Source organism: Nostoc sp. C052, assembly GCF_013393905.1.
In the GTDB taxonomy this organism is placed as follows: domain Bacteria; phylum Cyanobacteriota; class Cyanobacteriia; order Cyanobacteriales; family Nostocaceae; genus Nostoc.
The window spans coordinates 6,914,552-6,936,969 of record NZ_CP040272.1 but is presented as its reverse complement, the minus strand read 5'-3'; the positions used below and the strand labels follow the sequence as shown (position 1 = coordinate 6,936,969).

Here is a 22,418-nt window from a genome sequence, read left to right as displayed (position 1 = left end):
ACATAAGCTCAACTAATAAAATCTTGGTTGAGTTTTGTTTTATACAAAAATGTTTGTGGGTTGAGATTTTATTCTCACGATTTACGTAGAATATTATTGATTCTAACATCAAGTTTCAAGAGAAGCACTATATTTATATATACATAATATTTTTTGAATTAGGAAAAATTTCAGTTTATCGTTAGCATTATTGCTGCTGAAACTAGCTATTACTAATAGTTTTTCAGCACACATTAAAAAAACAATCTGAATTCTTTCCTGATAAAATTTATTTGTTTCAATAACAACAAGTAGTTAGCTAATTTACAATCTATTTAACAGATTAGAATCTAAGAAAAGGTATTTTTCGTCTACCTGGCAGGGATAATTTAGAATTTTTATTGACAGATCAAGGTTCTATGCGATAGACTAGTACACTGTTTAAAGCGTATTTATTGCTGCACTAGGCTACAAGTATATCAATAACATTGGTAACTAATATTGCCTAAGTGATGCCTAGTTGCTACTTTTTTGTTGTTTATTAATGAGGTGAACATGGCCAAGCGCCGTAACCCGAAAAAAGAAAAGGCGCTACGTAACCAGGCGTATGCCAGAAAGTTTCGTAAACGAACTACGACAGGAAGAATGCAGAGAAGGTTCCAACAAAGACCACCAAAGAGTGAGGAAGAAGAAGGCGCAGCAGCAGCTGACACTGAATAAGCTGCCTGCCTAAATCCTTATTGTTTGGGTTATTTAATTTTTAGGGCGTACATTTGTACGCCCTTATTTATTTTGGGCACAAAGGAGACAAGGGAGAGATTTTCAATAATTCTCCTTGTCCCCCTTGTCCCCCTTATCCCCCTTGTCTCTCTCTATCGATCAATTTGAGCGCGGGCGGCTATAAGTGCTTTGCTTACCTGTACAAAGCCAGTACCACCGTAACTATTGCGGGCTGCCACAACCTGACGGGGGGATATCGCCTCGTAAATATCTGCTGCAAATGCTGGATGTAGTTGTTGCCACTCTTCCAATGTCAAATCTTTGAGGAGTTTGCCTGCGGCAATACTAGTTTTTACGACTTTACCCACAAGGTTATAAGCTTCTCGAAAAGGAACGCCCCGTGCTGCCAGATAATCTGCGACATCGGTAGCATTAGAAAAATCTTCCGCCACGGCTGATGCTAACCGCTCAGTACGAAATTCCAAACCTTCTCTCAGCAAAATCGTCATTGCTTCTAGAGAGGCTTTGACTGTCTTAACGCTATCAAACAAACCTTCTTTATCTTCTTGTAGGTCTTTGTTATATGCCAAAGGTAGCCCCTTCATAATCACTAACATTGCCTGGAGATGACCGAATACACGCCCCGTTTTCCCCCGCACTAATTCTGGAACATCGGGGTTTTTCTTTTGGGGCATGATACTAGAACCAGTAGCACAGCTATCTTTGAGGGTGACAAAGCGAAATTCTTCCGATGACCAAAGAATGACTTCTTCTGCAAGGCGGCTGAGGTGAACCATAATCAAACTAGCAGCACACAAGAATTCGATCGCAAAATCGCGATCGCTCACTCCATCGAGGCTATTGGCATAAATATCGTCAAAATTCAAGAGTTTGGCTGTGTAGTGGCGATCGATGGGGAAAGTAGTTCCCGCTAAAGCACCGCACCCCAAAGGCGAGATATTCACACGGCGAGAAACGTCAGCTAGACGTTCCCAGTCGCGTTGAGCCATTTGAAAGTATGCCAAGAGGTGATGAGCTAAACTCACCGGTTGGGCGCGTTGTAGATGAGTATAGCCAGGAATCAGAGTTTCAACGTGTTTTTCAGCTATATCCAGTAAAACACCTTGAAATTCTCGCAAATTGCTTTTGATTTGTTGGATTTGGTCGCGGAGGTAGAGTCTAGTGTCGGTGCCAACTTGGTCATTACGCGATCGCGCCGTATGCACTTTTTTACCCACATCGCCCACAATTTCTGTCAGTCGGCGTTCAACTGCAAAATGTACATCTTCAGCATCGACACCGGGCTGAAATTTACCCTGGCGGTACTCTTGGCGAATTTGTTCTAAACCGACAACCAGTTGCTCTCCTTCTCCTGGGGAGATGATGCCTGTGTGAGCGAGCATTTTAGCATGGGCTTGAGAACCAGTGAGGTCATATTCGATTAATTCAATATCAAAACCTATACTGGCATTAAAACGAGCGATCGCTGGATGCAATGCTGATTCAAACCGCTGGCTCCAAGTTTCTTTTATGGTCATAAATTATCAGGAAGGGGCATCAATTTTGGATTTTAGATTTTGGATTTTGGATTAATCTAAAATCTAAAATCCAAAATCCAAAATTACTTTAACCGTAGCTAGTTAGATTCCGAATGACATAGCCAATGAATAAACCAATCAACAATGCCCACACTTGACCTGTTTGTATAAAGTGGCTCCAAGCTTTTTGCATCTGACCCATAACGTTTGGATCGGTGATTGTTTGTGCTAATGCTGTCAAATTTACAGGCAAATGCCAAAGTAACTGAGATGTCAAATCGCTGTAGTGGCTCATATTTGGTGATTAAGAAGTTAGGTTTTGTCAATTTCAGCATCAGTGCATTTTTTACATAAAGTACTGATATTTACTGAAATATTGGATATAACTTCAATGTCTTAACTCAAGATGTAGCCGATGCCAACCGCAATTTCTCGGCAGTCCGCAAAATTTGCCCCGCCAAAACTGCTGCGCCAAAACCATTATCGATATTTACTACGCCTACTCCCGCTGCACAAGAGTTGAGCATTGTCAACAAGGGCGCTAAACCGCCAAAACTTGCGCCATAACCGATGCTGGTGGGTACAGCAATCACAGGACAACTCGCTAAACCCGCAACAACGCTGGGTAAAGCGCCTTCCATCCCCGCCACGACAATCAACACTGATGCTGACTCAATCAGGTGGCGGTTACTTAATAAACGGTGAATCCCAGCAACGCCAACATCCCAAAGGCGCTGGACGCGGAAACCTGAAAGTTCAGCCGTGACAGCAGCTTCTTCCGCAACGGGTAAATCAGCCGTACCAGCAGAAAGAATGCCAATTTCACCCTGAAATTGTGGTTCGATGGTAAAGGGAGCGATCGCACAAATTCGCGCCGATTGATAGTATCGCAAACCGCTAACTTTTGATTCTAATGCGGCATAAACTGTTGGTTCAATCCGAGTCGCCATCACCACTGGATTACGGAGGCGCATCACTTCCATAATTTGAGCAATTTGTTCAGGCGTTTTACCAGGGCCCCAAATCACCTCTGGGAAACCAGTTCTTAGCTGACGATGGTGGTCAATTTTGGCAAACTCGCCCACAGATTCATAAGCCAAGTCTTTGAGTGAGTCTAATGCCGTATCTGGGGTAACTTTACCATTAGCAACCGCAACGAGTAGCGATCGCAAAGTTTTTTCATCAGTCATTGGTAATTAGCCCTTTGTTCTTTGTCATTTATTCAGTAGTCCAATAACTAATTCCCAATACCCTATGATTAATCCGTTACTTTAATTTCATGAATGTTCCAGAATGCGCCACCAAGTGCAGAGTATCGGATACCTTCAAAGCGATTACGCACTGCTGACATTGATAAAGCATTAACTAGATAAATAAACGGTAAATTTTCTTGGGTAATTTTTTGGGTTTCGGCATAAATTTCTTTCCGCTTTGCTGAATCTAATTCCCTTGCTCCTTGAATATATAACTTAGCAATTTCTGCTTCCCAAGGAGCCACTTCCCAACCTTGCACTGGTTTTTGTCCAGCTTGGGGTTTCTGATTAAACATGTGTAATCCACCTTCGGGAGACCAGACATTAGCCCCATCATTTGGTTCTAAACCACCAGTCAGACCCAGCATAGAAACTTCCCAGTCTAATGAATTTGACAGCTTATCTGTGTAAGTATTCCAGGCTAGAGGAGTGAAATCGACTTGAATACCAATTTTACTCAGGTCTTGTTTAATTTGCGATCCAATTGCTTCGCGGATTTTGTTACCAGCATTAGTGAGCAATGAGAAGCGGACGTGGTTTCCTTGAGCATCAATTAGTTGGTTGTTGTTATATTTGAATCCTGCTTTCAATAGCAGTTCTTTCGCCGTTTCTATATTGTAGTTATAAACTTTTAGACCTTCTTCTGGCGACAAATAATAAGGGCTTTGCACAGAAATTGGCGAATTTTGGGGTTTACCTAAGCCACGAAAAGTGTTATTTATCATTGTTTGTCGGTCAATTGCATAGGCTACTGCCTGCCGAAACTCTACAGTATTGAACCAACGCGATTTAATTGGATCGACCAGCGGTTTTCCATCTCTTTTACCTTTATTCAAATTGAATAAAATAAACGTTGTACCTGTTGCTGGCCCACCATTGAAAATTTTGAAATTTCCCTGCTTTTCTTGCACCTTTAGCAAAGAGAAATAATCTGGTGAGACTCCCACCGTATCTAATCCACCAGAACGAAATTGTAGCAAGGAAGTATCTGTTGATTCTACAATTTGCCACACAATACTTTCAATATAAGGTTGGGGTTCTCCTTTCGGCCCTTTGCGCCAGTAGTAGGGGTTGCGCTTGAAGACTACACGCTGACTTGTGTCGTAGCGCTCTAGCTTGTAAGGGCCGTTAACGATAATTTGATCTGGAGGAGTATCAACACCCCACTTTGACAAAAATATTGGCTTACCCTCTTGGTCTTTTGTCTTGATAAATGGTTCTAGAGTATGGGCCGGTAAAATTGGTAGTCCTAGAGTTCCCAAAAATGGTGCAAATGGTTCTGGAGTTGTGAATTCAATTCGTTGAGCATCGATTTTTCGTACCTTTGGTAAAGCCCGACTTTCACCAATCCGTAGCACATCTCTAGCATCTGCGGGAATTGCTTCGTTTAGGTAAATTTGGTTGAAGGTAAATACTACATCATCTGCTGTTAAGGGTTCCCCATCAGACCATTTCAATTCCTTACGTAAGGTAAAAACAAATCGCAATTTGTCATCAGAAATTTCCCAAGATTCTGCTAAAGAAGGCTCAATTTTGCCAGTGATGGGGTTTTCAGAAGTTAGCCCTTCATAAATCAGAGGAAAAACATTCGGAGATTCCTGACTCAAAGGGTAGTTAAAGGTTTTGGGATCGCTGAGAATAGCAGTTACCAATTGCGGTACTTGAGCGGCTGCACTTTTAAAGTTAGCGGGGTTGCAGGCGGTAAGTGTAAGTGCTGTTGCTGAAGTCAAAATTATTGGCAACCAAAAATATTTAATTGCCAGAAAAATTTGTCTAAAAATTTTCATACTTTCAATACGTAAATCCTGCAATTAATTTGATTGAGATTGTAGCCAGCCAAGGAAGTTTTGAGTTTTATTGAAATACTGAATGCCACTATCTCGTAAAACATCTATAACTTCACATCTGCCAAATTCTTTAGAATTAGCACTTAAAAAGATTTTTGTTTCATCTTGATGTAAGCGTGTATGGTGAACTATACACTCTATAATCAATTTATCCATAAGATGCTTTTCAAGGATATTTCTCGTAAGGCTTCCATGAATAATTTCTGTCGTTAACGGAATCTCTTCTGCTTTGGCAAGAAGTTTGTTGAAGGCTATATAAAAGCGTTTTTCTGTGTCATTATTACGTTGCAAAAAGCTAATCTTAGCTTGTTTCAAATAATTAACAACTAATTTAGCATTTTGTGAAGTTTTATCTCTTGCAGCCTCGTTAACTTGAATGTCCAATTGCCTAATAAAATCCTGGTTATATTTATCTTCTTGCTCTAAAGTCGCCAAAGATTCTAGATAACAAATGCTGGGTATTGCTAAGGATACTGAGGTAGGTGTATTTTGCAGAAAATTTTCTGCTAGTTCATCCTGTCCTTTAGCAATACTCATTAAAAAGTTTGTTTCTACGTAAAGTATCACTGCCAATAGTACCTAAGGTTGAGTAATTCCACCTTTTAATAACTGTGACAAACCTATTTCTGCTATCTCCTTGGATGCTGGCGGTATTTTTGACTTCCAGTGATAGCAAAAATCACTTATCCAGGCTTCTATCAGACCTGTAAGATAAAGATTAAAAATTTGTTTTTGATTAAATGCTGGCTCGTAATAACTAAGAATATCACCAGTGTTCAAACTAAGAATTTCTGACAAATTATAACCATTCCATTGAAAAACTAAAATATTTTGCAAATCAACAAACATAGCAAAGGTAATCAAGGTTTTTGAAGCTTTTAGGTAGTCCAAAATTTGTAAGATAGCATTTTCTTTAGTCTTTTTTGGATTGGAGTCAAATGGAAAACCTTTAACTTCAACTATCAAAACAATTTTCCCATCTTTGTCTAGTGCCACAACATCAGGGCGCTCTAAATCTTGCAATTCTAAGTTTGTAGCTTGCATGGCTCTAATTTCCTAATCAGGTAAGTTTATTTATCTCCTATAACCTTATTTAAATCATAACGATGATTAAATAGCTTCACTGCTACAGTAAACAAAAGTTACTCTGAAGCAACTAGTAAGACAACAGCATAAGCACATATACCTTCTTCACGTCCAACGGGGCCTAATTTTTCGTTAGTGGTAGCTTTGATGCCAATTTGATTTGGTTCTAATTCTAAAACCGCCGCTAGTTTGTCACGCATATTGTGAATATGCGGCTTTAATTTTGGGCGTTCTGCTACTACTACCGAGTCAATATTTCCCACCTGCCAACCTCGATCGCGAATCAGTTGATTTACTTGAGTTAATAGTATTAGACTGTCTGCTCCTGCCCATTGAGCGTCACTAGGCGGAAAATAATGACCAATATCCCCCAAGGATAATGCCCCAAGCATGGCATCCATAATCGCATGGGTTAGTACGTCAGCGTCACTGTGCCCCAACAAACCCAGTTCATGGGGAATTTGAATTCCACCTAAAATCAAAGCGCGATCGCTCACCAGTTGATGAATATCGTAGCCGTTACCAATACGAATTTTAGTCATTAGTTATTAGTCATTGGTCATTGGTCATTAGTCAAGAGCTAGAAATTATTATTCTCTCCCTACTCCCCTGCTCCCCTACTCCCCTGCTTCCCCTGCTTCAATTTCTCTAGGAGATCGGGGCGGCGATCGCGGGTTCTTTGAATTTGTTGTTCGTAACGCCATCGGGCGATCGCTGCGTGATTGCCACTGAGTAAGACATCAGGCACTTTCAAGCCACGAAAATTGGCAGGACGAGTATATTGGGGATAGTCTAATAACCCTTCTTCAAAACTTTCTGCTGTGAGAGACTCCGTTTTGGCTACAGTTCCGGGTATTAGTCGCACGACGCCATTAATCAAAGCCATTGCTGGAATTTCCCCACCAGTCAGAATAAAATCGCCTAAAGATACCTCACGAGTTACCAAATGTAGCACCCTCTCATCCACTCCTTCGTAATGCCCGCAGATTACTACTAACTGGTCATAATTTGTCACCAATTCTTTCAAAAGAGGTTGATTAATTGTTTGACCTTGTGGACTCATCAAAATTACTTCTCTTCGGGGGAGAATCGGCAGCGACTCCACAGCGGTAAAAAGAGGTTCTGGCTTCATTAGCATCCCAACACCACCGCCGTAGGGTTCATCATCTACTTTTCGGTGCTTGTCAGTGGTAAAGTCCCGTGGATTAACCAGATGCACTTCGGCAATCTGTTTGGCTAAGGCTTTACCCAGCAGCCCAGAATTGAGAACAGAATTAAAACAGTCAGGAAAAAGCGTAACTATATCAAAGCGCACAGTTATTCGTATTCAAGGACACTAATCTTAAATTTGAATGTCTAGCAAACACCAGCAAGCCAAGGTCGGGTTAAACTCCAGTTAAACTTTATCAATAGTATCTAAAACTACCAGACCTCTTGGATTTTAGATGGGATCAAAAGTTTTTCTAATTACTTAATTTATGTTTAAATGTTGTCACAACTACATTTAAATTAATAATCATATCAAGTTAACAACTTCCAGGATGCATCAAGCCGGCCTCAGAAAAAAGCGTAGTCTTAAATGCTTGTCCCCAATACTAAAGGGGGAATCTAGCCTCCAAAGACTATTTTGCCCTGCTGCAAGTGGACAGGTGAAAAACAAGGCACTGGCTTTGAGGAATGGGAACAAACACGTTTAGACTGAGGCAACGCGAGCATTAGGCGAGAATTTGGAGAGTGGCTAGCCCAGTTCCAAACTTCCAAAAAGTTTCCTCTCTAAAGTTGCAAAGCGCAAAAATCATGGCTGCTTCCGAACCTTGTTAAATTCACCTGAAGTTGTTGACAGGAGAAACAAAATGCCGCAATTACAAGCTAAATCGCTAGAAATGAGGACACCCCAAGCAACTAAAACCGCCGTTCTGGTTATCGGAGGTGCAGAAGATAAAGTTCATGGGCGCGAAATCCTACGAACTTTTTTTGGACGCGCCGGTGCTAGTAAGGCTTATATTACAATTATTCCATCTGCCTCTCGCGAACCTGCCATCATCGGTGGTCGGTATATTCGCATTTTTGAAGAAATGGGTGCCCAGAAGGTAGAGATTTTAGACATCCGCGAACGAGAACAGTGTGAAGCCTCCCAGATTAAAGCATCCTTAGAAGCCTGTAGTGGGGTATTTTTGACAGGAGGAGACCAACTGCGTCTTTGTGGCGTATTGGCAGATACGCCAGCTATGGAAATTATTCGTCAGCGGGTGAGGGCGGGGCAACTGACGTTAGCAGGCACCAGTGCAGGAGCGGCGGTGATGGGGCATCACATGATTGCTGGCGGCGGTAGTGGAGAAACGCCAAATCGTTCCCTAGTGGATATGGCAACTGGTTTGGGATTTATTCCTGAAGTCATCGTTGACCAACACTTTCACAACCGTAATCGGATGGGTCGATTGATTAGCGCGATCTCAGCTCATCCCGATCGCTTAGGTATTGGCATTGACGAAGATACTTGTGCTGTGTTTGAACGTGATGGTTGGTTACAAGTTATGGGTAAAGGCAGTGTCACCATTGTTGATCCCACTGAGTTGACCCACACCAACGAACCTCATGTTGGCGCTAATGAACCGTTAACCGTACATAATTTACGTCTTCATATCCTCAGCTACGGCGATCGCTTCCACTTGTACCAGCGGACTGTATTGCCTGCTGTACATCGAATTTCCAGCTGACGGTATAGAGTATCTGAGGTTACACTGAGTTGACCGCAAATTTTAGATTTTGGATTTTGGATTTTAGATTAAAAGAACTTTTCGGTACATACTACCAGAAAGTAGACAAAACCAATCTAAAAGACCTTCAATGACTCGGTTTAGCTACACTATCGTCAATCTAAAATTCAGAAAGTTAAGTACCCTAGTAGTATCTTTACAATCTAAAATGTCAATCTAAAATCCAAAATTGGTTGGCCGCACGTTTATTATTTCTTACCGTAGAAAAATGATAAGAATACCATGTAAAAAGAAAAAACTGTTTTTCATGAACAGTTTAGCGGTCAATTCCAGTAAGAAACTAGAATTTTGGTTCCGAATCTCCATCTACCTATTCCCATGAGAATCCTCAAGATCCAGACCTTACGCGGCCCAAACTATTGGAGCATTCGACGCCACAAACTGATCGTCATGCGCCTCGATTTAGAAACCCTTGGCGAAATGCCCTCGAATGAAATCCCTGGCTTTTATGAAGGATTAGTTGAGGCGCTGCCGAGTCTGGAGGGTCACTATTGTTCGCCTGGCTGTCGTGGTGGTTTTTTGATGCGAGTCAAAGAAGGCACTATGATGGGTCATATCGTGGAACACGTAGCCCTAGAACTCCAAGAATTAGCAGGTATGCATGTCGGCTTTGGTCGCACCCGCGAAACTGCCACACCCGGAATTTATCAAGTAGTCATCGAGTACCTGAATGAGGAAGCGGGACGCTACGCTGGACGAGCCGCAGTACGGCTATGCCAGAGTATCGTTGATCGAGGCCGTTATCCTAAGGCAGAACTAGAGCAAGATATCCAAGACCTGAAAGACTTCACCCGTGACGCTTCCTTAGGCCCCTCCACAGAAGCGATCGTCAAAGAAGCAGAAAAAAGAGGTATTCCCTGGATGTCGCTGGAAGCCCGCTTTTTGATTCAGCTAGGCTATGGCGTCAACCAGAAGCGAATGCAGGCGACAATGACCGATAACACCAGCATTCTGGGTGTAGAACTAGCTTGCGATAAAGAAGCCACTAAACGCATCCTCGCTGCCGCTGGTGCGCCAGTACCCAGAGGTACAGTAATCAACTTTTTAGACGATTTAGAACAAGCCATTGAATTCGTTGGCGGCTATCCCATCGTCATCAAGCCCCTAGATGGCAATCATGGACGTGGGATCACCATTGATATCAGAACTTGGGAAGAAGCTGAAGCCGGATACGAAGCTGCCAGACAGGTTTCTCGGTCAATTATTGTCGAAAGATATTATGTTGGGCGCGACCATAGGGTATTAGTGGTAAATGGCAAAGTCGTAGCAGTCGCCGAACGGGTTCCGGCTCATGTCATTGGTAACGGCAGATCCACCATCTCCGAACTAATCGAAGAAACCAACCTTGACCCAAATCGCGGCGAAGGACATGATAACGTCCTCACCAAGATTGAACTAGACCGCACCAGCTACCAATTGCTAGAAAGGCAAGGTTACACCCTAAATAGCGTGCCACCCAAGGGCACTATTTGTTATCTCAGAGCAACAGCCAACTTAAGTACAGGCGGTAGTGCTGTAGACCGTACCGATGAAATTCACCCCGAAAATCTTTGGTTGGCACAACGAGTTGTCAAGATTATCGGTTTAGATATCGCCGGACTTGATATCGTCACCTCGGATATTAGCCGTCCGCTGCGGGAAGTTGATGGCGTAATTGTCGAAGTTAACGCCGCTCCCGGTTTTCGGATGCACGTTGCCCCAAGTGTCGGTATTCCCCGCAATGTCGCTGGCGCAGTGATGGATATGTTGTTTCCTAACGAGCAATCTAGCCAAATTCCCATTCTCAGCGTCACGGGTACTAATGGCAAAACAACCACTACCCGCCTACTAGCACATATTTATAAACAGACTGGTAAAGTAGTAGGCTATACCACTACAGATGGAACATATATCGGTGATTACTTAGTAGAAGCAGGTGATAACACCGGCCCCCAAAGTGCCCACGTCATCCTCCAAGATCCCACAGTAGAAGTAGCAGTGCTGGAAACGGCTCGTGGTGGCATTCTTCGCTCTGGATTGGGCTTTGAAGCCGCAAATGTAGGTGTAGTATTGAATGTAGCCTCAGACCACTTAGGAATAGGCGATATAGATACCATTGAGCAGTTAGCTAACCTCAAGAGTGTAGTAGCGGAAGCCGTATTCCCTGATGGCTATGCGGTACTCAATGCCGACGATCGCCGCGTCGCCGCCATGTCAGAAAAAACTAAGGCTAATATTGCTTACTTCACCATGAACCCCGACTCGGAATTAGTGCGGAAGCACATCCAAAAGGGCGGAGTAGCGGCAGTGTATGAAAATGGCTATTTGTCAATTGTTAAAGGTGATTGGACACACCGGATAGAAAGAGCCGAAAATATACCTTTAACAATGGGCGGACGTGCGCCGTTTATGATTGCCAACGCTTTAGCTGCAAGTTTGGCAGCATTCGTGCAAAACGTCACAATTGAGCAGATTCGGGCTGGTTTGAGGACTTTCCGGGCTTCAGTTAGTCAAACACCGGGACGAATGAATCTATTTAATTTAGGAAACTACCACGCTTTGGTAGACTATGCCCACAATGCAGCCAGTTATGAAGCTGTAGGTTCCTTTGTGCAGAACTGGACTACAGGACAACGGATTGGCGTAATTGGTGGGCCAGGCGATCGCCGCGACGAAGATTTTGTTACTTTAGGTAAGCTAGCAGCACAAATTTTTGATTACATCATCATCAAAGAAGACGATGATACACGGGGAAGACTACGGGGATCAGCTGCCCAGTTGATTATTCAAGGCATCACCGAAGTTAAGCCTGATAGCCGCTATGAATCAATTTTGGATGAAACCCAAGCGATCAATAAAGGCTTAGACATGGCTCCTGATAACAGTCTGGTGGTAATTTTGCCAGAAAGCGTTAGTCGGGCGATTAAATTAATTAAGCTGCGTGGTCTAGCGAAAGAAGAGACACACCAACAAAATGCTGGCACAACTGTCATCGATTCCCAAAATGGGATCGCACCTTCTTCTGTTGTTAATACCTTGTTGTAAGCTGTTGCGCCTTTAATTTGCACTAATATTTTTCCAATATGATTGTGGGGTAGGCAAGATGCCCACCCTGATAATGCAAGTTGTATACGTAACAGCTTAGTCACAAGAAGTCAGTGCGCTGACTTCTTGTGACTACTTTAATTACTGTTTTTCTTCTTCCTGATTGGTTTCTTCACTGGGAGTTTTCATCTCCTCCTTAAAACCTCGTAGGGTTTTCCCCAGTGCTGTTCCCAATTCAGGAATTTTTTTTGGGCCGAAAATTAGAATAGCGACTATGGTAATTACAGCTATTTCTGGCCATCCCAGTCCAAACATATAAATTTCCTCTAAGGCATCTGTAATTAAATATAAACATTGATGGCTCAAATCTGATGAGTTCGCCACTGATAATAGCTCGACCCCATAGGATAACATACTATAGCAATCCGATTATTTCTGAACTTCTTTGCATAGTGGGCAAGCGCGATAGGCAGGGAGTAAGGAGTCAGCCTTTTCGAGTTATACGCAGTTTTTAAAAAATCAAATAGGAGTCTTATATTTGGTTACAAATTAAAACATAGATTCGGCATTTTTGTGACTTAATTCCTCCATTTTCACATTAGCAATTACTGTTTGAGTGGTTTATTCGACACACAACCTTTGATTTTGCATTCGTAGGATGTACGGAGTTTTTTCAAGAATCAAATAAGATTCTTCTAGTACAGTATGGAGTAAATAAAACACCAGTCCTATCTTGTAAGGATTTCTTAAGTGCTTACTTGGCGATTCCTAATACTGTCCCTTTTCTTATGGCTTTTCAATGTAAGTGACGCTAGAACACTGATTCAGTATTCAAAATTGTGGCTAGTACTTACGCAATAATTCAGGAAACCGAACCACGAAGTCAAGAGGGTTTGGAGAGATTTTGCTAACTAAATTTCGCTCTTCCTCGTAATAGACACGGGGTTTACAGGATTAATGAATCGGTGTTCTAGCTCAATTAACTTCTAATTGGATTGGTAATTGGCAAATCTAACCAATCACTTAATTCATGAGCTAGCCATTCCAATTCCGCTTCCGATTTAATCGCACCACCATTACCACCAAGCTGATATTTTTTGACTCCTACCCAAATATCCAATTGTGCGGGAACGGCAATTCTAGTACCTTCAGAATCTTTAGTAAAATGTTTGGGAATGTAAACTAACTTAGTAATACTTTGTCTTGATGATGCACGGGGACGATAAAATTTCCAAGCAAACAACTCCCAGCTTATGGAAATTTGTTCGGGATTCAGGCGTAAGCAGATGCGTCCAAATAAATTAAAAAGAAATTTATACACCATCATCAAGCCAGCACCCCAAAATGGAAGCGAGAACAAAGCAAAGGGGATATTGACAGGAAAAGGTGCTGAGAGTGCGCCAAGTGTCCAAAAGAGGATAAATGAATTCCAGACGATCGCAAATAAACCTGTAAATACTATTGATGAATCAAAACCAGCAGGTGGAACGATAATTTCTAGAGAACCCTCATTTTTGGTTAGTTGAATCTTACTGCCATCTGGTTTACCAATAACTAAAGTAGGCAAGTTCGGTTGTGGTTTTTCTAAAGCTGCCAGTGCTGCACTGGCAGAACTCAAACGCCGTTCTAAACTAGGTTCAATCATCCACCTTAACCAATTGCTAAAGCTGGGACTGAAATTAGCCGCTTGTTCAAACTGAATCCGAAAATCCTTTTGAGGTAAATCGGCTGGGTGAGTACCCGTAACTAAATAAATTAAGGTTGCACCTAAACTATAAAGGTCTGATGCTGCAACAGTGCGTCCGCCAAATTGCTCTGGTGGCATATAGCCATAAGTTCCGACTACAGTTCTTGTCCCGGTTTCGGTAGCCAAGACGGTTTGTACTGAGCCAAAATCTACCAAATAAACTTGACCGATACTATTACCAGAGCGATCGCCCAATAAAATATTGCTAGGCTTAATATCACGATGAATTACAGGCGGATGTAGCTCATGTAGGTAAACGAGAATCTCTAAAAGTTCTTTGGCTATCTGTTTGACTTCAGCTTCGGTAAAAGTCCGCCCAGTCTGTAAGCATTGCTCTAAAGTTTGTGCAGGGATATAAGTTTGTACTAGAGCAAATCCTTTGATGGTTGGTAGATTTACCTCAAAATAGTTTAAATAGCCAGGAATTGAGGGATGTGCTAGGTTTTTTAAAGTTTCAGCTTCTCGCTCGAACAACTTGAGTGAATCCCACTCAAAGTCACTACTAAAAGAGAGTAACTTGATGACAACTAATTCCTGAGTTTGCAAATCACGAGCTAATAGCGTCCGCCGCCCTGCTTTTTTTCCTAATAGCTGCTGAACTTCGTAGCGTTCACCTAATATTTCGCCAATCATTATGTTTTCTTATAATGCTACGGTTGAAAAGTTTTATAGCTTATAGCTCTTCAATATGGCAAATCGATATCTTTAGTATAATTGCGTAATTCTATGCCCTCCCAACTTTGGCCTTATATTACCCCTGGTATTCCCGATGAATTATTTGAACATTTGCCAGGAATTCCCCTGAGTCAGCGAGAAGTCCGACTGCTATTAATTTCGCAACTGCGACTAAAATCAGATTCCGTGTTGTGGGATATTGGCGCAGGGACGGGTACAATTCCGGTAGAGGTGGGGCTATTGTGTCCAGGTGGACAGATTATTGCTATCGAAAGGGATGAAGAAGTCGCTAATTTGATCAAGCGTAACTGCGATCGCTTTGATGTGAAAAATGTCGAAGTAATTGAAGGTAGCGCCCCAGAGTGTTTACACGATCTTAAGGTTGCCCCTCACCGCATTTGTATCGAGGGAGGCCGCCCTATTCAAGAAATACTACAAGCAGCTTGGCATTATTTGCCGCCATCCGGTCGGGTTGTAGCCACAGCTGCTAATCTAGAAAGTCTATATGCTATTTCTCAGAGCTTTTCTCTGTTAAGGGCTAGAAATATCGAAGTCGTCCAATCTGCGGTTAACCGCCTAGAGACGCGCGGCTTTTCTCAAAGCTTTACCGCCGTTGATCCCATTTTTATCCTCAGTGGTGAGAAACTAGACTAAATCCAAAAGATTTTAGATTTTAGATTTTAGATTTTAGATTGGGGATTTAGGGCATAAGAAATCAAGCCACAATTACCAATCCCTAATCTCGAATAGCTAATCTCTAATCCAAAATCCAAAATCCAAAATCCAAAATACTTCTATGCCTTGGTCTCGGATTATTAGTGGAATTGTTGCGATCGCTCTTGCTCTTTCTGTTACCCTTTTGGGTGGTTGGTATTTTACCATCATGTTTGCGGTTATCGTCTTTTTGGGACAACAGGAATATTTTAATTTGGTGCGAGCCAGAGGTATAGTTCCTGCTGCTAAAACCACAATGGCTGCTAGCCAAGTATTGCTGGTAATTTGCACGCTAGATGGCAGTTTAGCTGATGCTGTGATGCCAATAGCTGGCACACTTATTTGTTTTTACCTGCTGTTTCAACCCAAATTTGCCACGATCGCTGATGTTTCCGCTTCCATTATGGGGCTATTTTATGTAGGTTATTTACCAAGTTACTGGGTGCGGTTACGAGCAATTGATAGTGCTGCTTTTAGCAATCTCCTTTTTGGAGGTTACTGGCCCACAAACTGGATGGATTTCTGGGAGAAGGCAAATTCCGCTTCTCTACCACAAGGTTTTACAGCAACATTACTAACTTTTTTGTGTATTTGGGCAGCCGATATCGGTGCTTACACCATTGGTAAATTCTTTGGAAAAACTCGTCTGTCTGAGATTAGCCCGAAAAAAACTGTAGAAGGTGCTGTCTTTGGCATTACTTCAAGTGTTGCTGTAGCTGTAGCAGGAGCCTATTATCTCCACTTGCCAAGTTCCCCTTTCACTGGTTTAGCATTGGGTTTGCTGATTGGCATTGCTAGTCTTTTAGGGGATCTCACTGAATCTATGCTCAAGCGGGATGCTGGAGTTAAAGATTCTGGACAGTTAATCCCCGGTCATGGTGGTATTTTAGACCGTACTGATAGTTATATTTTTACTGCTCCTTTGGTTTATTATTTCGTGACACTACTGTTGCCGCTACTGTAGCGGTTTCAGTTGAGTTCAATACATACCTAAGAAGAACAGCCCCAACCCTTGTAGGGATTGTCATTAACCACATTTTTGTCACAGTTAACAGTTAAAGTATTGCACTGACCTATATCCCGCCCGGAACTTAAGTTCCGGGCTAATAGCTCAAGTCCACTCAAGTGGACTAAAATTCTGATGTAGTCCTCTTGAGAGGACTTATAGCTATTAGCCTTGGAATTCTATTCCGAGGTGGGGTAGCAACGAAGCGGGGGGATTGTCCCCTTGTCCTCCTCATCCCTTGAGAGGCACTAGATCATTCAAAATAGGGTACTAATATTTTTAAATCTGTCATCATCAAGGATTAACGTTAATCTTTCCACGACACACCAACTTGCCTGGGATCAGTGTTAGCTCTTGGATATCGACATCTGAGCCAAGATCCAGATTGTACTCATGATTGTCCTCTAACATATCTGCTTGGGTAGGCTGGATTGGAATCAGTGCCACTTGCAACTCATGCCCACTGAGTAACTGTAAGCCCAGACAAATCTCTAGAGGCGTTGTTTCACTATTGGTTACTCTCAAACCTCGCAGTATAATTTGGTTGTTCCCCAGAAGAATTTCTTGCCAATTAATTGATTGTGTCTGTGGGTAATGTGTTGGTAAAACCTTAACCAATAAATCGCTCAAAGCAGTCGATAATAAGTCAGATGAGAGAGAAGCATTGAGATCCTTCTCGTCTATGATTAAATCTCCAACCACTGGTACTGTTTCTAACAGTCGCAGGGATTTTCCCTTGAGTACGGAGCCGATGTTTATCCGAATATTTTCTGCTGTTAATTTAATTTGTGTAATCTGGAGACCTTGATAAACTGGATGAGTGGCAAAAATAGATACCGAAGGGATGCGCCCAGAGAAAAGTTGGCGATCGCTCGCTGTGATCTCCACTTCTAATTCTGATATTTGGCTGACTTGCGCTCTTAACCAAAGCTTGACTGCTGTTGTTAGTACCTGCGTAATTATGCGGATTTTATTTGCATTTGTTGTTTGGGGATTTTGCTCTGGCATTTAACCGATCTGTTTATGGGTATTTGTTCAACAACTGAACAGAAATTAAATAAGCCTTAAATGTAACATTTATGCCTACTCGCTACAAAATGCAAATATCATTTAATTGTTAACAGTAAATAAGCAATTTCCACATGGAGGTACGGTTACAAAAAATTATTGCTCAGTGGGGTATCGCCTCTCGTCGTGAAGCCGAAGAAATGATTAGGCACTCACGGGTACGGATCAATGGAGTATTGGCACATTTAGGTCAAAAAGTTGATCCCGAAAAAGATGCGATCGCCATCGATGGTAAACCTGTATCCGAAAAGCAGCGTCCGGCTTTAATATATCTATTGCTGCACAAACCAGCGGGAGTGGTTTCGACTTGCTACGACCCTCACCAAAGACCAACAGTTCTGGATCTACTTCCGAAAGAATTACGCGAGGGTTCAGGTATTCACCCAGTTGGCCGTCTAGATGCAGACTCCACAGGAGCATTAATCCTGACTAATGACGGAGAACTGACATTTGGACTAACCCATCCCCGCCACAGTATTTCCAAGACATATCATGTTTTGGTCAAAGGACACCCACCAGAAACAGTACTCCAAAAGTGGCGTCAGGGTGTGATGTTGGAGGGTAGAAAAACCAGGGTTGCTAAGGTACGTCTAATCGAACGTCGTGCCGAGCAAAGCTTTTTAGAAATAGTTTTGCAGGAGGGAAGAAATCGCCAAATTCGCCGCATAGCTCAACAGTTAGGATACCCAGTCATTAAGCTGCATCGGACTGCTATCGGCCCAATTCAATTACAAACTCTAAAGGAACCCTTTTTGTCAGAGGGTAAATATCGTTCCCTCAAAGATCATGAAATTCACTTTTTGCAAGGGCAAATAACGCAACCTATTAAAGATTTAGCGGAGTTAAGGAGTGTCAGTAGGCATGAAATGGCTAAGAAAGAAGAATAATCACCAGCCATCACTTTCATTAGAGGAACAACGAGCCGAAAAGTTGGCAGAATTAGGCGCTCAACTTTGGGCATTGCGGCAAGAACAGGGTCTTTCTCTAGAGCAAGTGGTTGTATTGACCAGAATTCCTCAGCGATTATTGCAGGCGATCGAAGAAGGTAATTTAAACGATCTGCCAGAACCAGTCTATATTCAGGGTTTGATTAGGCAATTTGCGGAAGCTCTAGGCTTGAATGGAGTAGAATTTTCTGGCGCTTTTCCAATCAGTTCTGCACAAGCGAACTCCCAAGGTATTAGGAATACTTCCCCTCTATCTCAATTACGTCCAATTCATCTTTACTTTCTTTACATATTGCTAATAGTATGCTCTGTAAATGGGTTATCTCAGTTATTAAATAACGCGGTACTACAAGCAAGTAATAGCCAAAATCAGCCATATCCCAAACAAAAATCTGTTGTCAAACCAGAATTAGCCCAAGTAAAAGAGTCAATGGAGGTACAACCCGTCAGCGACAACCTGAGCGGCGTCCAAAAGGAACAGGTTGTACAGATTGGTGTCACCTTGAAAGCCTCATCTTGGATTCGTGTAGTAGCCGATGGCAAAACCGAGTTTGAGGGTATTCTGCCAGAGGGAACTCATCGAATTTGGAAAGCCCAAGAGCAATTGACAGTGAAAACTGATAATGCTGGCGGTGTTTTGATGAGTGTCAATCAGGAGAAGGCTAAAGAAATGGGAGAGCCGGGGAAAGAGGAAGAAGTTAGGATTGCTGCCAAGCCTAAGTTTTGAAATATAGGGAATGGGGAATTGAAAAGAGGCAGAGGGGCAGGGTGCGGGGGGCGGAGGGGAAAATTCTTCTCCCTGCTCCCTGATCCCTTGCTTCCCCCCACTCCCCACTCCTCATTCTTCACTGGGCTTCTGGGGCGCGTCCATTAAGTCTAGTCAGAACTTTTAAGCGATCGCGTAATTCATCTCTCAACGCTCCTCCTTGATAGCGCCATTCCCAGTTACCCTCAGCAATACTGGGAAAATTCATCCGCGCTTCGTTTCCTAATCCCAAAATATCTTGCAAAGGAATAATCGCTTGGTTAGCGATGGAACTCAAAGCTAGGCGAATTAAATCCCAGTGAATGCCTTCAGAACTTATACAACCTAAATAAAGCCATAAGTTTTGCTTTTCATAGTCGTTAGCTGTGTTGAACCAGCCTATGGTTGTGTCATTATCGTGAGTTCCGGTATAAACTACAGCATTCCGCGAGTAATTGAATGGCAAAAATGGATTAGCGGGATCTGAACCAAAGGCAAACTGCAAAATTTTCATTCCAGGAAATTCATACTTGTCTCGCAGCGCTTCTACCCCTGGTGTAATTACCCCCAAATCTTCTGCTAAGACGGGTAGCTTGCCCAACTTCTGTTTGATCGCTTCAAAAAAAGCTTCTCCAGGTGCTTCTACCCATTCGCCATTAATGGCAGTTTCTTCACCTTTGGGTACTGACCAATATGCCTCGAAGCCCCGGAAGTGGTCAATGCGAATTATATCTACATAATCCAGCATGGCCTCAAAGCGCTGTACCCACCATTTAAAGTCTTGTTTTTGCAGTTCCTCCCAGTTATAAACCGGGTTTCCCCACAATTGACCGGTGGCGCTAAAGTAATCTGGTGGAACTCCTGCCATTTGGGCAACTTCTCCCGTCTCTTCGTCTAAGCAAAAGATGTTGGGATGCGCCCACACGTCGGCACTATCATGAGCTACATATATTGGGATATCGCCGATAATGTCAATGCCGCGCATGTTCGCGTAGTTTTTCAGGTCTGACCACTGCCGAAAAAACTCAAATTGGATGAACTTGTAATAAAAAATATCTCCGTTGAGTCGGCTTTCTACCTGAGCTAATGCTTCTGGTTCCCGCTTGACAAATTCAGGCTCCCATGTATTCCAGCTTGCTCCATTATTAGCATCTTTCAGCGCCATAAATAAGGCGTAATTATCTAACCAATAGGCTTTACTGTCGCAAAAACCTTCAAACTCTTTATGCTGGATCGGCGTAGCATTGGCTCTAAAGTTTTCACAGGCTTTTTTGAGTAGCCCAATTTTAATCGGTACAACCTGCTCAAAATCTACCTTTTCTGCCGGAAATCCTGGTAAATTAGCAAAGTCTTCTTCAGATAGTAAACCTTCTTCTAGAAGTTTTTCTGGGCTAATGAGCAGCGGATTTCCCGCCATTGCTGAGTAGCACATATATGGAGAATTACCGTATCCAGTGGGGCCCAGGGGTAAAACTTGCCAATATTGTTGATGGCTTTCTTTGAGAAAATCAATGAAGCGATAGGCTTCTAAGCCTAAATCCCCAACGCCAAATCGACTGGGAAAGGAAGTAGGATGCAGCAAAATGCCACTGGATCTAGGAAAAGGCATAAGTAACCTTAATTATGAGAGAGAGCAATTGTCTGATGGAGACGCGATGCGAGTGCCTAAGGGGCAGTGGCAAAGCCAACGCATCGAATTTATCACTGAACGGTATTTGCAGGGGAAATCAAGTAAACTCATTTTGTTTGTCATTTGTCTTTTGTCATTTGTCCTTTGGGAATAACCAATGACTCATGACCAATGACCAATGACCAATGACCAATGACCAATGACCAATGACCAATGACCAATGACCAATGACCAATGACCAATGACCAATGACCAATGACCAATGACCAATGACCAATGAACAATGACCAATGACCAATGACCAATGACTAATGACTCATGACTAAATAACTATGACTTACCGAAATCCTACACCAACAGTTGATATCATCATTGAACTAGTAGATCGGCCTCATCGGCCAATAGTGTTAATTGAAAGACATAATCTACCTTTAGGTTGGGCTATTCCTGGTGGTTTTGTAGATTATGGCGAAGCTGTGGAAGTGGCGGCGCGGCGAGAAGCGCAAGAGGAGACGGGTTTACAGGTGGAATTAGTTGAACAATTACTGGTGTATTCTGACCCAAATCGCGATCCGCGTCAGCATACGATTAGTATTGTGTTTTTGGCGACAGCTAAGGGTGAACCAAAAGCTGGCGATGATGCTAAGAGTGTAGGGATTTTTGAGTATTGGTGTGTGCCTGGTAATTTATGTTTTGACCACGATCGCATTTTGCGCGATTATTGGCGATATCGGCATTATGGGATACGTCCAAGGTTGGGGTAGGAGAGGATGTCAAAGCCAAGATTCTAATGTTAAGGCTTGCACCTGTTGTATCCTTTGAAAATCGCTGTCCCCTGAGACGACGGTGAGGTTATAGTGCAGAGCAGTTGATGCTATCCACAAGTCGTTATCGCTAAAACCCAAATCTTGAACTGTAAACTTTCTACGCTTTGCTTTGTCTTTGGGGCCAAAATGTTCGACAATTTCCGCTTTGAGGCTACCGTAAACATCGGCAACTCCTCCATTAATGGGATAAAGGTCAATGGTTTGCAGAAAAGTTCTGACAAAGGGAAGATTTGCTTCTTGCTGAGAAGATTTTTGCACCATGTAAAGGAGTTCCCCTTGCACGATAACGCTAGTTGCAACCCCTAAGCCGATGTGTTCTTGTAACCGACGAATTACGTTTGTTTCTCCAAAAATGATCCGGCTACAATGGTTGGTATCTAAGAGGTACATTACTAAAATTCAGCCGGGGAACGAGTTTCGTAAACAAGTTGCAAGCACTCTTCAAAGTCATCTCCTTGCCAGGTTCCAGCAAATTTTAACAAGTCTTCTGCTTTCGAGCCTCTAATAATTGGTGTTGCTTCCTGTATTTCCGGTTTCGTTTGATGATTGGAAGTATCATCATTTTTTTCTGTTGGCAGGTCAAGAGATATTTCCTCTGTTACTGGTTTTGTTTTGAGAAAACGCAAAAAATCCAGTGTTTGGGCTAGTAGAACATCTGAGGATGATTCAATTTCTTGGAGTAGTAGTTCTTTAATATTCATAAATGATATTTTGCAGTCTGTCGTAACAGTATTATACGAGTGCGATCGCGATGCTGATCTGATGGCATTATGGGATACGTCCGAGGTTGGGGTAGGAGGGACGAACCGCGAAGGCGCGAAGGACGCAAAGGAAG

The 22,418-nt window shown here is 42.6% G+C and carries 23 protein-coding genes; 8 read left to right on the top strand and 15 right to left on the bottom strand.

Going from position 1 to position 22,418, the window contains the following annotated elements:
• Positions 1-534: 534 nt before the first annotated feature.
• Entirely contained in the window at positions 535-699 is a 165-nt protein-coding gene (locus FD723_RS28710; RefSeq protein WP_167407613.1) for a hypothetical protein, read from the top strand.
• Between the two features lie 152 nt (positions 700-851).
• On the opposite strand, the gene argH is transcribed toward FD723_RS28710, so the two are convergent.
• The 8 genes from argH to trmD form a co-directional block, all read right to left on the bottom strand.
• Entirely contained in the window at positions 852-2,237 is a 1,386-nt protein-coding gene (gene argH, locus FD723_RS28705) for an argininosuccinate lyase (protein ID WP_179068384.1), read from the bottom strand.
• An 88-nt stretch (positions 2,238-2,325) separates the two neighbouring features.
• Positions 2,326-2,532, bottom strand: coding sequence for a hypothetical protein (locus FD723_RS28700; RefSeq protein ID WP_179068383.1), 207 nt, complete (start codon positions 2,530-2,532; stop codon positions 2,326-2,328).
• 106 nt (positions 2,533-2,638) lie between these two features.
• Positions 2,639-3,427: a nickel pincer cofactor biosynthesis protein LarB gene (gene larB / locus FD723_RS28695; RefSeq protein ID WP_179068382.1), complete on the bottom strand. Its 789-nt coding sequence runs from the start codon at positions 3,425-3,427 to the stop codon at positions 2,639-2,641.
• A gap of 68 nt (positions 3,428-3,495) precedes the next feature.
• Positions 3,496-5,277 carry an ABC transporter substrate-binding protein gene (locus tag FD723_RS28690; protein ID WP_179068381.1) on the bottom strand — a complete coding sequence of 594 codons (1,782 nt, stop codon included), beginning with the start codon at positions 5,275-5,277 and terminating at the stop codon, positions 3,496-3,498.
• Between the two features lie 24 nt (positions 5,278-5,301).
• Positions 5,302-5,874 (bottom strand): PIN domain-containing protein, encoded by a 573-nt coding sequence (locus FD723_RS28685; protein ID WP_179068380.1) that lies wholly within the window; start codon positions 5,872-5,874, stop codon positions 5,302-5,304.
• Between the two features lie 42 nt (positions 5,875-5,916).
• Positions 5,917-6,381, bottom strand: coding sequence for a hypothetical protein (locus tag FD723_RS28680; RefSeq protein WP_179068379.1), 465 nt, complete (start codon positions 6,379-6,381; stop codon positions 5,917-5,919).
• Between the two features lie 98 nt (positions 6,382-6,479).
• Positions 6,480-6,965, bottom strand: coding sequence for a 2-C-methyl-D-erythritol 2,4-cyclodiphosphate synthase (ispF, locus tag FD723_RS28675; RefSeq protein WP_179068378.1), 486 nt, complete (start codon positions 6,963-6,965; stop codon positions 6,480-6,482).
• Positions 6,966-7,024: 59 nt separating this feature from the next.
• On the bottom strand, positions 7,025-7,738 hold the full coding sequence (gene trmD / locus FD723_RS28670) for a tRNA (guanosine(37)-N1)-methyltransferase TrmD (RefSeq protein WP_179068377.1): 714 nt from the start codon (positions 7,736-7,738) through the stop codon (positions 7,025-7,027).
• 538 nt (positions 7,739-8,276) lie between these two features.
• On the opposite strand from trmD, the gene FD723_RS28665 reads away from it, so the two are divergent.
• Complete coding sequence (locus tag FD723_RS28665) at positions 8,277-9,140, top strand: cyanophycinase (protein WP_179068376.1); 864 nt, start codon at positions 8,277-8,279, stop codon at positions 9,138-9,140.
• A gap of 378 nt (positions 9,141-9,518) precedes the next feature.
• Positions 9,519-12,224 carry a cyanophycin synthetase gene (gene cphA / locus FD723_RS28660; RefSeq protein WP_179068375.1) on the top strand — a complete coding sequence of 902 codons (2,706 nt, stop codon included), beginning with the start codon at positions 9,519-9,521 and terminating at the stop codon, positions 12,222-12,224.
• A 141-nt stretch (positions 12,225-12,365) separates the two neighbouring features.
• Here cphA and tatA read toward each other — a convergent pair whose 3' ends face one another.
• Positions 12,366-12,539 carry a twin-arginine translocase TatA/TatE family subunit gene (gene tatA / locus FD723_RS28655; RefSeq protein WP_179069315.1) on the bottom strand — a complete coding sequence of 58 codons (174 nt, stop codon included), beginning with the start codon at positions 12,537-12,539 and terminating at the stop codon, positions 12,366-12,368.
• A 664-nt stretch (positions 12,540-13,203) separates the two neighbouring features.
• Positions 13,204-14,604: a serine/threonine-protein kinase gene (locus FD723_RS28650; RefSeq protein ID WP_179068374.1), complete on the bottom strand. Its 1,401-nt coding sequence runs from the start codon at positions 14,602-14,604 to the stop codon at positions 13,204-13,206.
• Positions 14,605-14,697: 93 nt separating this feature from the next.
• Here FD723_RS28650 and cbiT point away from each other — a divergent pair, with 93 nt between their 5' ends.
• Together cbiT and FD723_RS28640 are read left to right on the top strand one after the other, a co-directional pair.
• A complete protein-coding gene (cbiT, locus tag FD723_RS28645) occupies positions 14,698-15,300 on the top strand; it encodes a precorrin-6Y C5,15-methyltransferase subunit CbiT (RefSeq protein ID WP_179068373.1) in 603 nt (200 codons plus the stop codon).
• A gap of 142 nt (positions 15,301-15,442) precedes the next feature.
• Complete coding sequence (locus tag FD723_RS28640) at positions 15,443-16,324, top strand: phosphatidate cytidylyltransferase (protein ID WP_179068372.1); 882 nt, start codon at positions 15,443-15,445, stop codon at positions 16,322-16,324.
• A gap of 336 nt (positions 16,325-16,660) precedes the next feature.
• Here the strand turns inward: FD723_RS28640 and FD723_RS28635 are convergent, their stop codons facing one another.
• Positions 16,661-17,374 (bottom strand): DUF2993 domain-containing protein, encoded by a 714-nt coding sequence (locus FD723_RS28635; RefSeq protein WP_179068371.1) that lies wholly within the window; start codon positions 17,372-17,374, stop codon positions 16,661-16,663.
• A 134-nt stretch (positions 17,375-17,508) separates the two neighbouring features.
• Between FD723_RS28635 and FD723_RS28630 the strand changes: the two genes are divergently transcribed.
• Together FD723_RS28630 and FD723_RS28625 are read left to right on the top strand one after the other, a co-directional pair.
• The gene (locus tag FD723_RS28630) at positions 17,509-18,321 is read left to right on the top strand and encodes a pseudouridine synthase (RefSeq protein WP_179068370.1); all 813 of its coding nucleotides are present in this window, start codon (positions 17,509-17,511) and stop codon (positions 18,319-18,321) included.
• Positions 18,296-19,108 (top strand): RodZ family helix-turn-helix domain-containing protein, encoded by an 813-nt coding sequence (locus FD723_RS28625; protein ID WP_179068369.1) that lies wholly within the window; start codon positions 18,296-18,298, stop codon positions 19,106-19,108. The genes FD723_RS28630 and FD723_RS28625 overlap by 26 nt, the downstream gene beginning before the upstream one ends.
• A gap of 118 nt (positions 19,109-19,226) precedes the next feature.
• Here the strand turns inward: FD723_RS28625 and malQ are convergent, their stop codons facing one another.
• Together malQ and FD723_RS28615 are read right to left on the bottom strand one after the other, a co-directional pair.
• Positions 19,227-20,735 carry a 4-alpha-glucanotransferase gene (gene malQ, locus FD723_RS28620; protein ID WP_179068368.1) on the bottom strand — a complete coding sequence of 503 codons (1,509 nt, stop codon included), beginning with the start codon at positions 20,733-20,735 and terminating at the stop codon, positions 19,227-19,229.
• A gap of 140 nt (positions 20,736-20,875) precedes the next feature.
• The gene (locus FD723_RS28615; protein ID WP_256874957.1) at positions 20,876-21,061 is read right to left on the bottom strand and encodes a hypothetical protein; all 186 of its coding nucleotides are present in this window, start codon (positions 21,059-21,061) and stop codon (positions 20,876-20,878) included.
• A 27-nt stretch (positions 21,062-21,088) separates the two neighbouring features.
• Between FD723_RS28615 and FD723_RS28610 the strand changes: the two genes are divergently transcribed.
• The gene (locus tag FD723_RS28610; RefSeq protein ID WP_179068367.1) at positions 21,089-21,520 is read left to right on the top strand and encodes an NUDIX hydrolase; all 432 of its coding nucleotides are present in this window, start codon (positions 21,089-21,091) and stop codon (positions 21,518-21,520) included.
• A 9-nt stretch (positions 21,521-21,529) separates the two neighbouring features.
• Here FD723_RS28610 and FD723_RS28605 read toward each other — a convergent pair whose 3' ends face one another.
• Together FD723_RS28605 and FD723_RS28600 are read right to left on the bottom strand one after the other, a co-directional pair.
• Positions 21,530-21,973 carry a type II toxin-antitoxin system VapC family toxin gene (locus FD723_RS28605; protein ID WP_179068366.1) on the bottom strand — a complete coding sequence of 148 codons (444 nt, stop codon included), beginning with the start codon at positions 21,971-21,973 and terminating at the stop codon, positions 21,530-21,532.
• Positions 21,974-21,975: 2 nt separating this feature from the next.
• Positions 21,976-22,284, bottom strand: a complete 309-nt coding sequence (locus FD723_RS28600; RefSeq protein ID WP_179068365.1) for a hypothetical protein — start codon at positions 22,282-22,284, stop codon at positions 21,976-21,978.
• Positions 22,285-22,418: the final 134 nt, after the last annotated feature.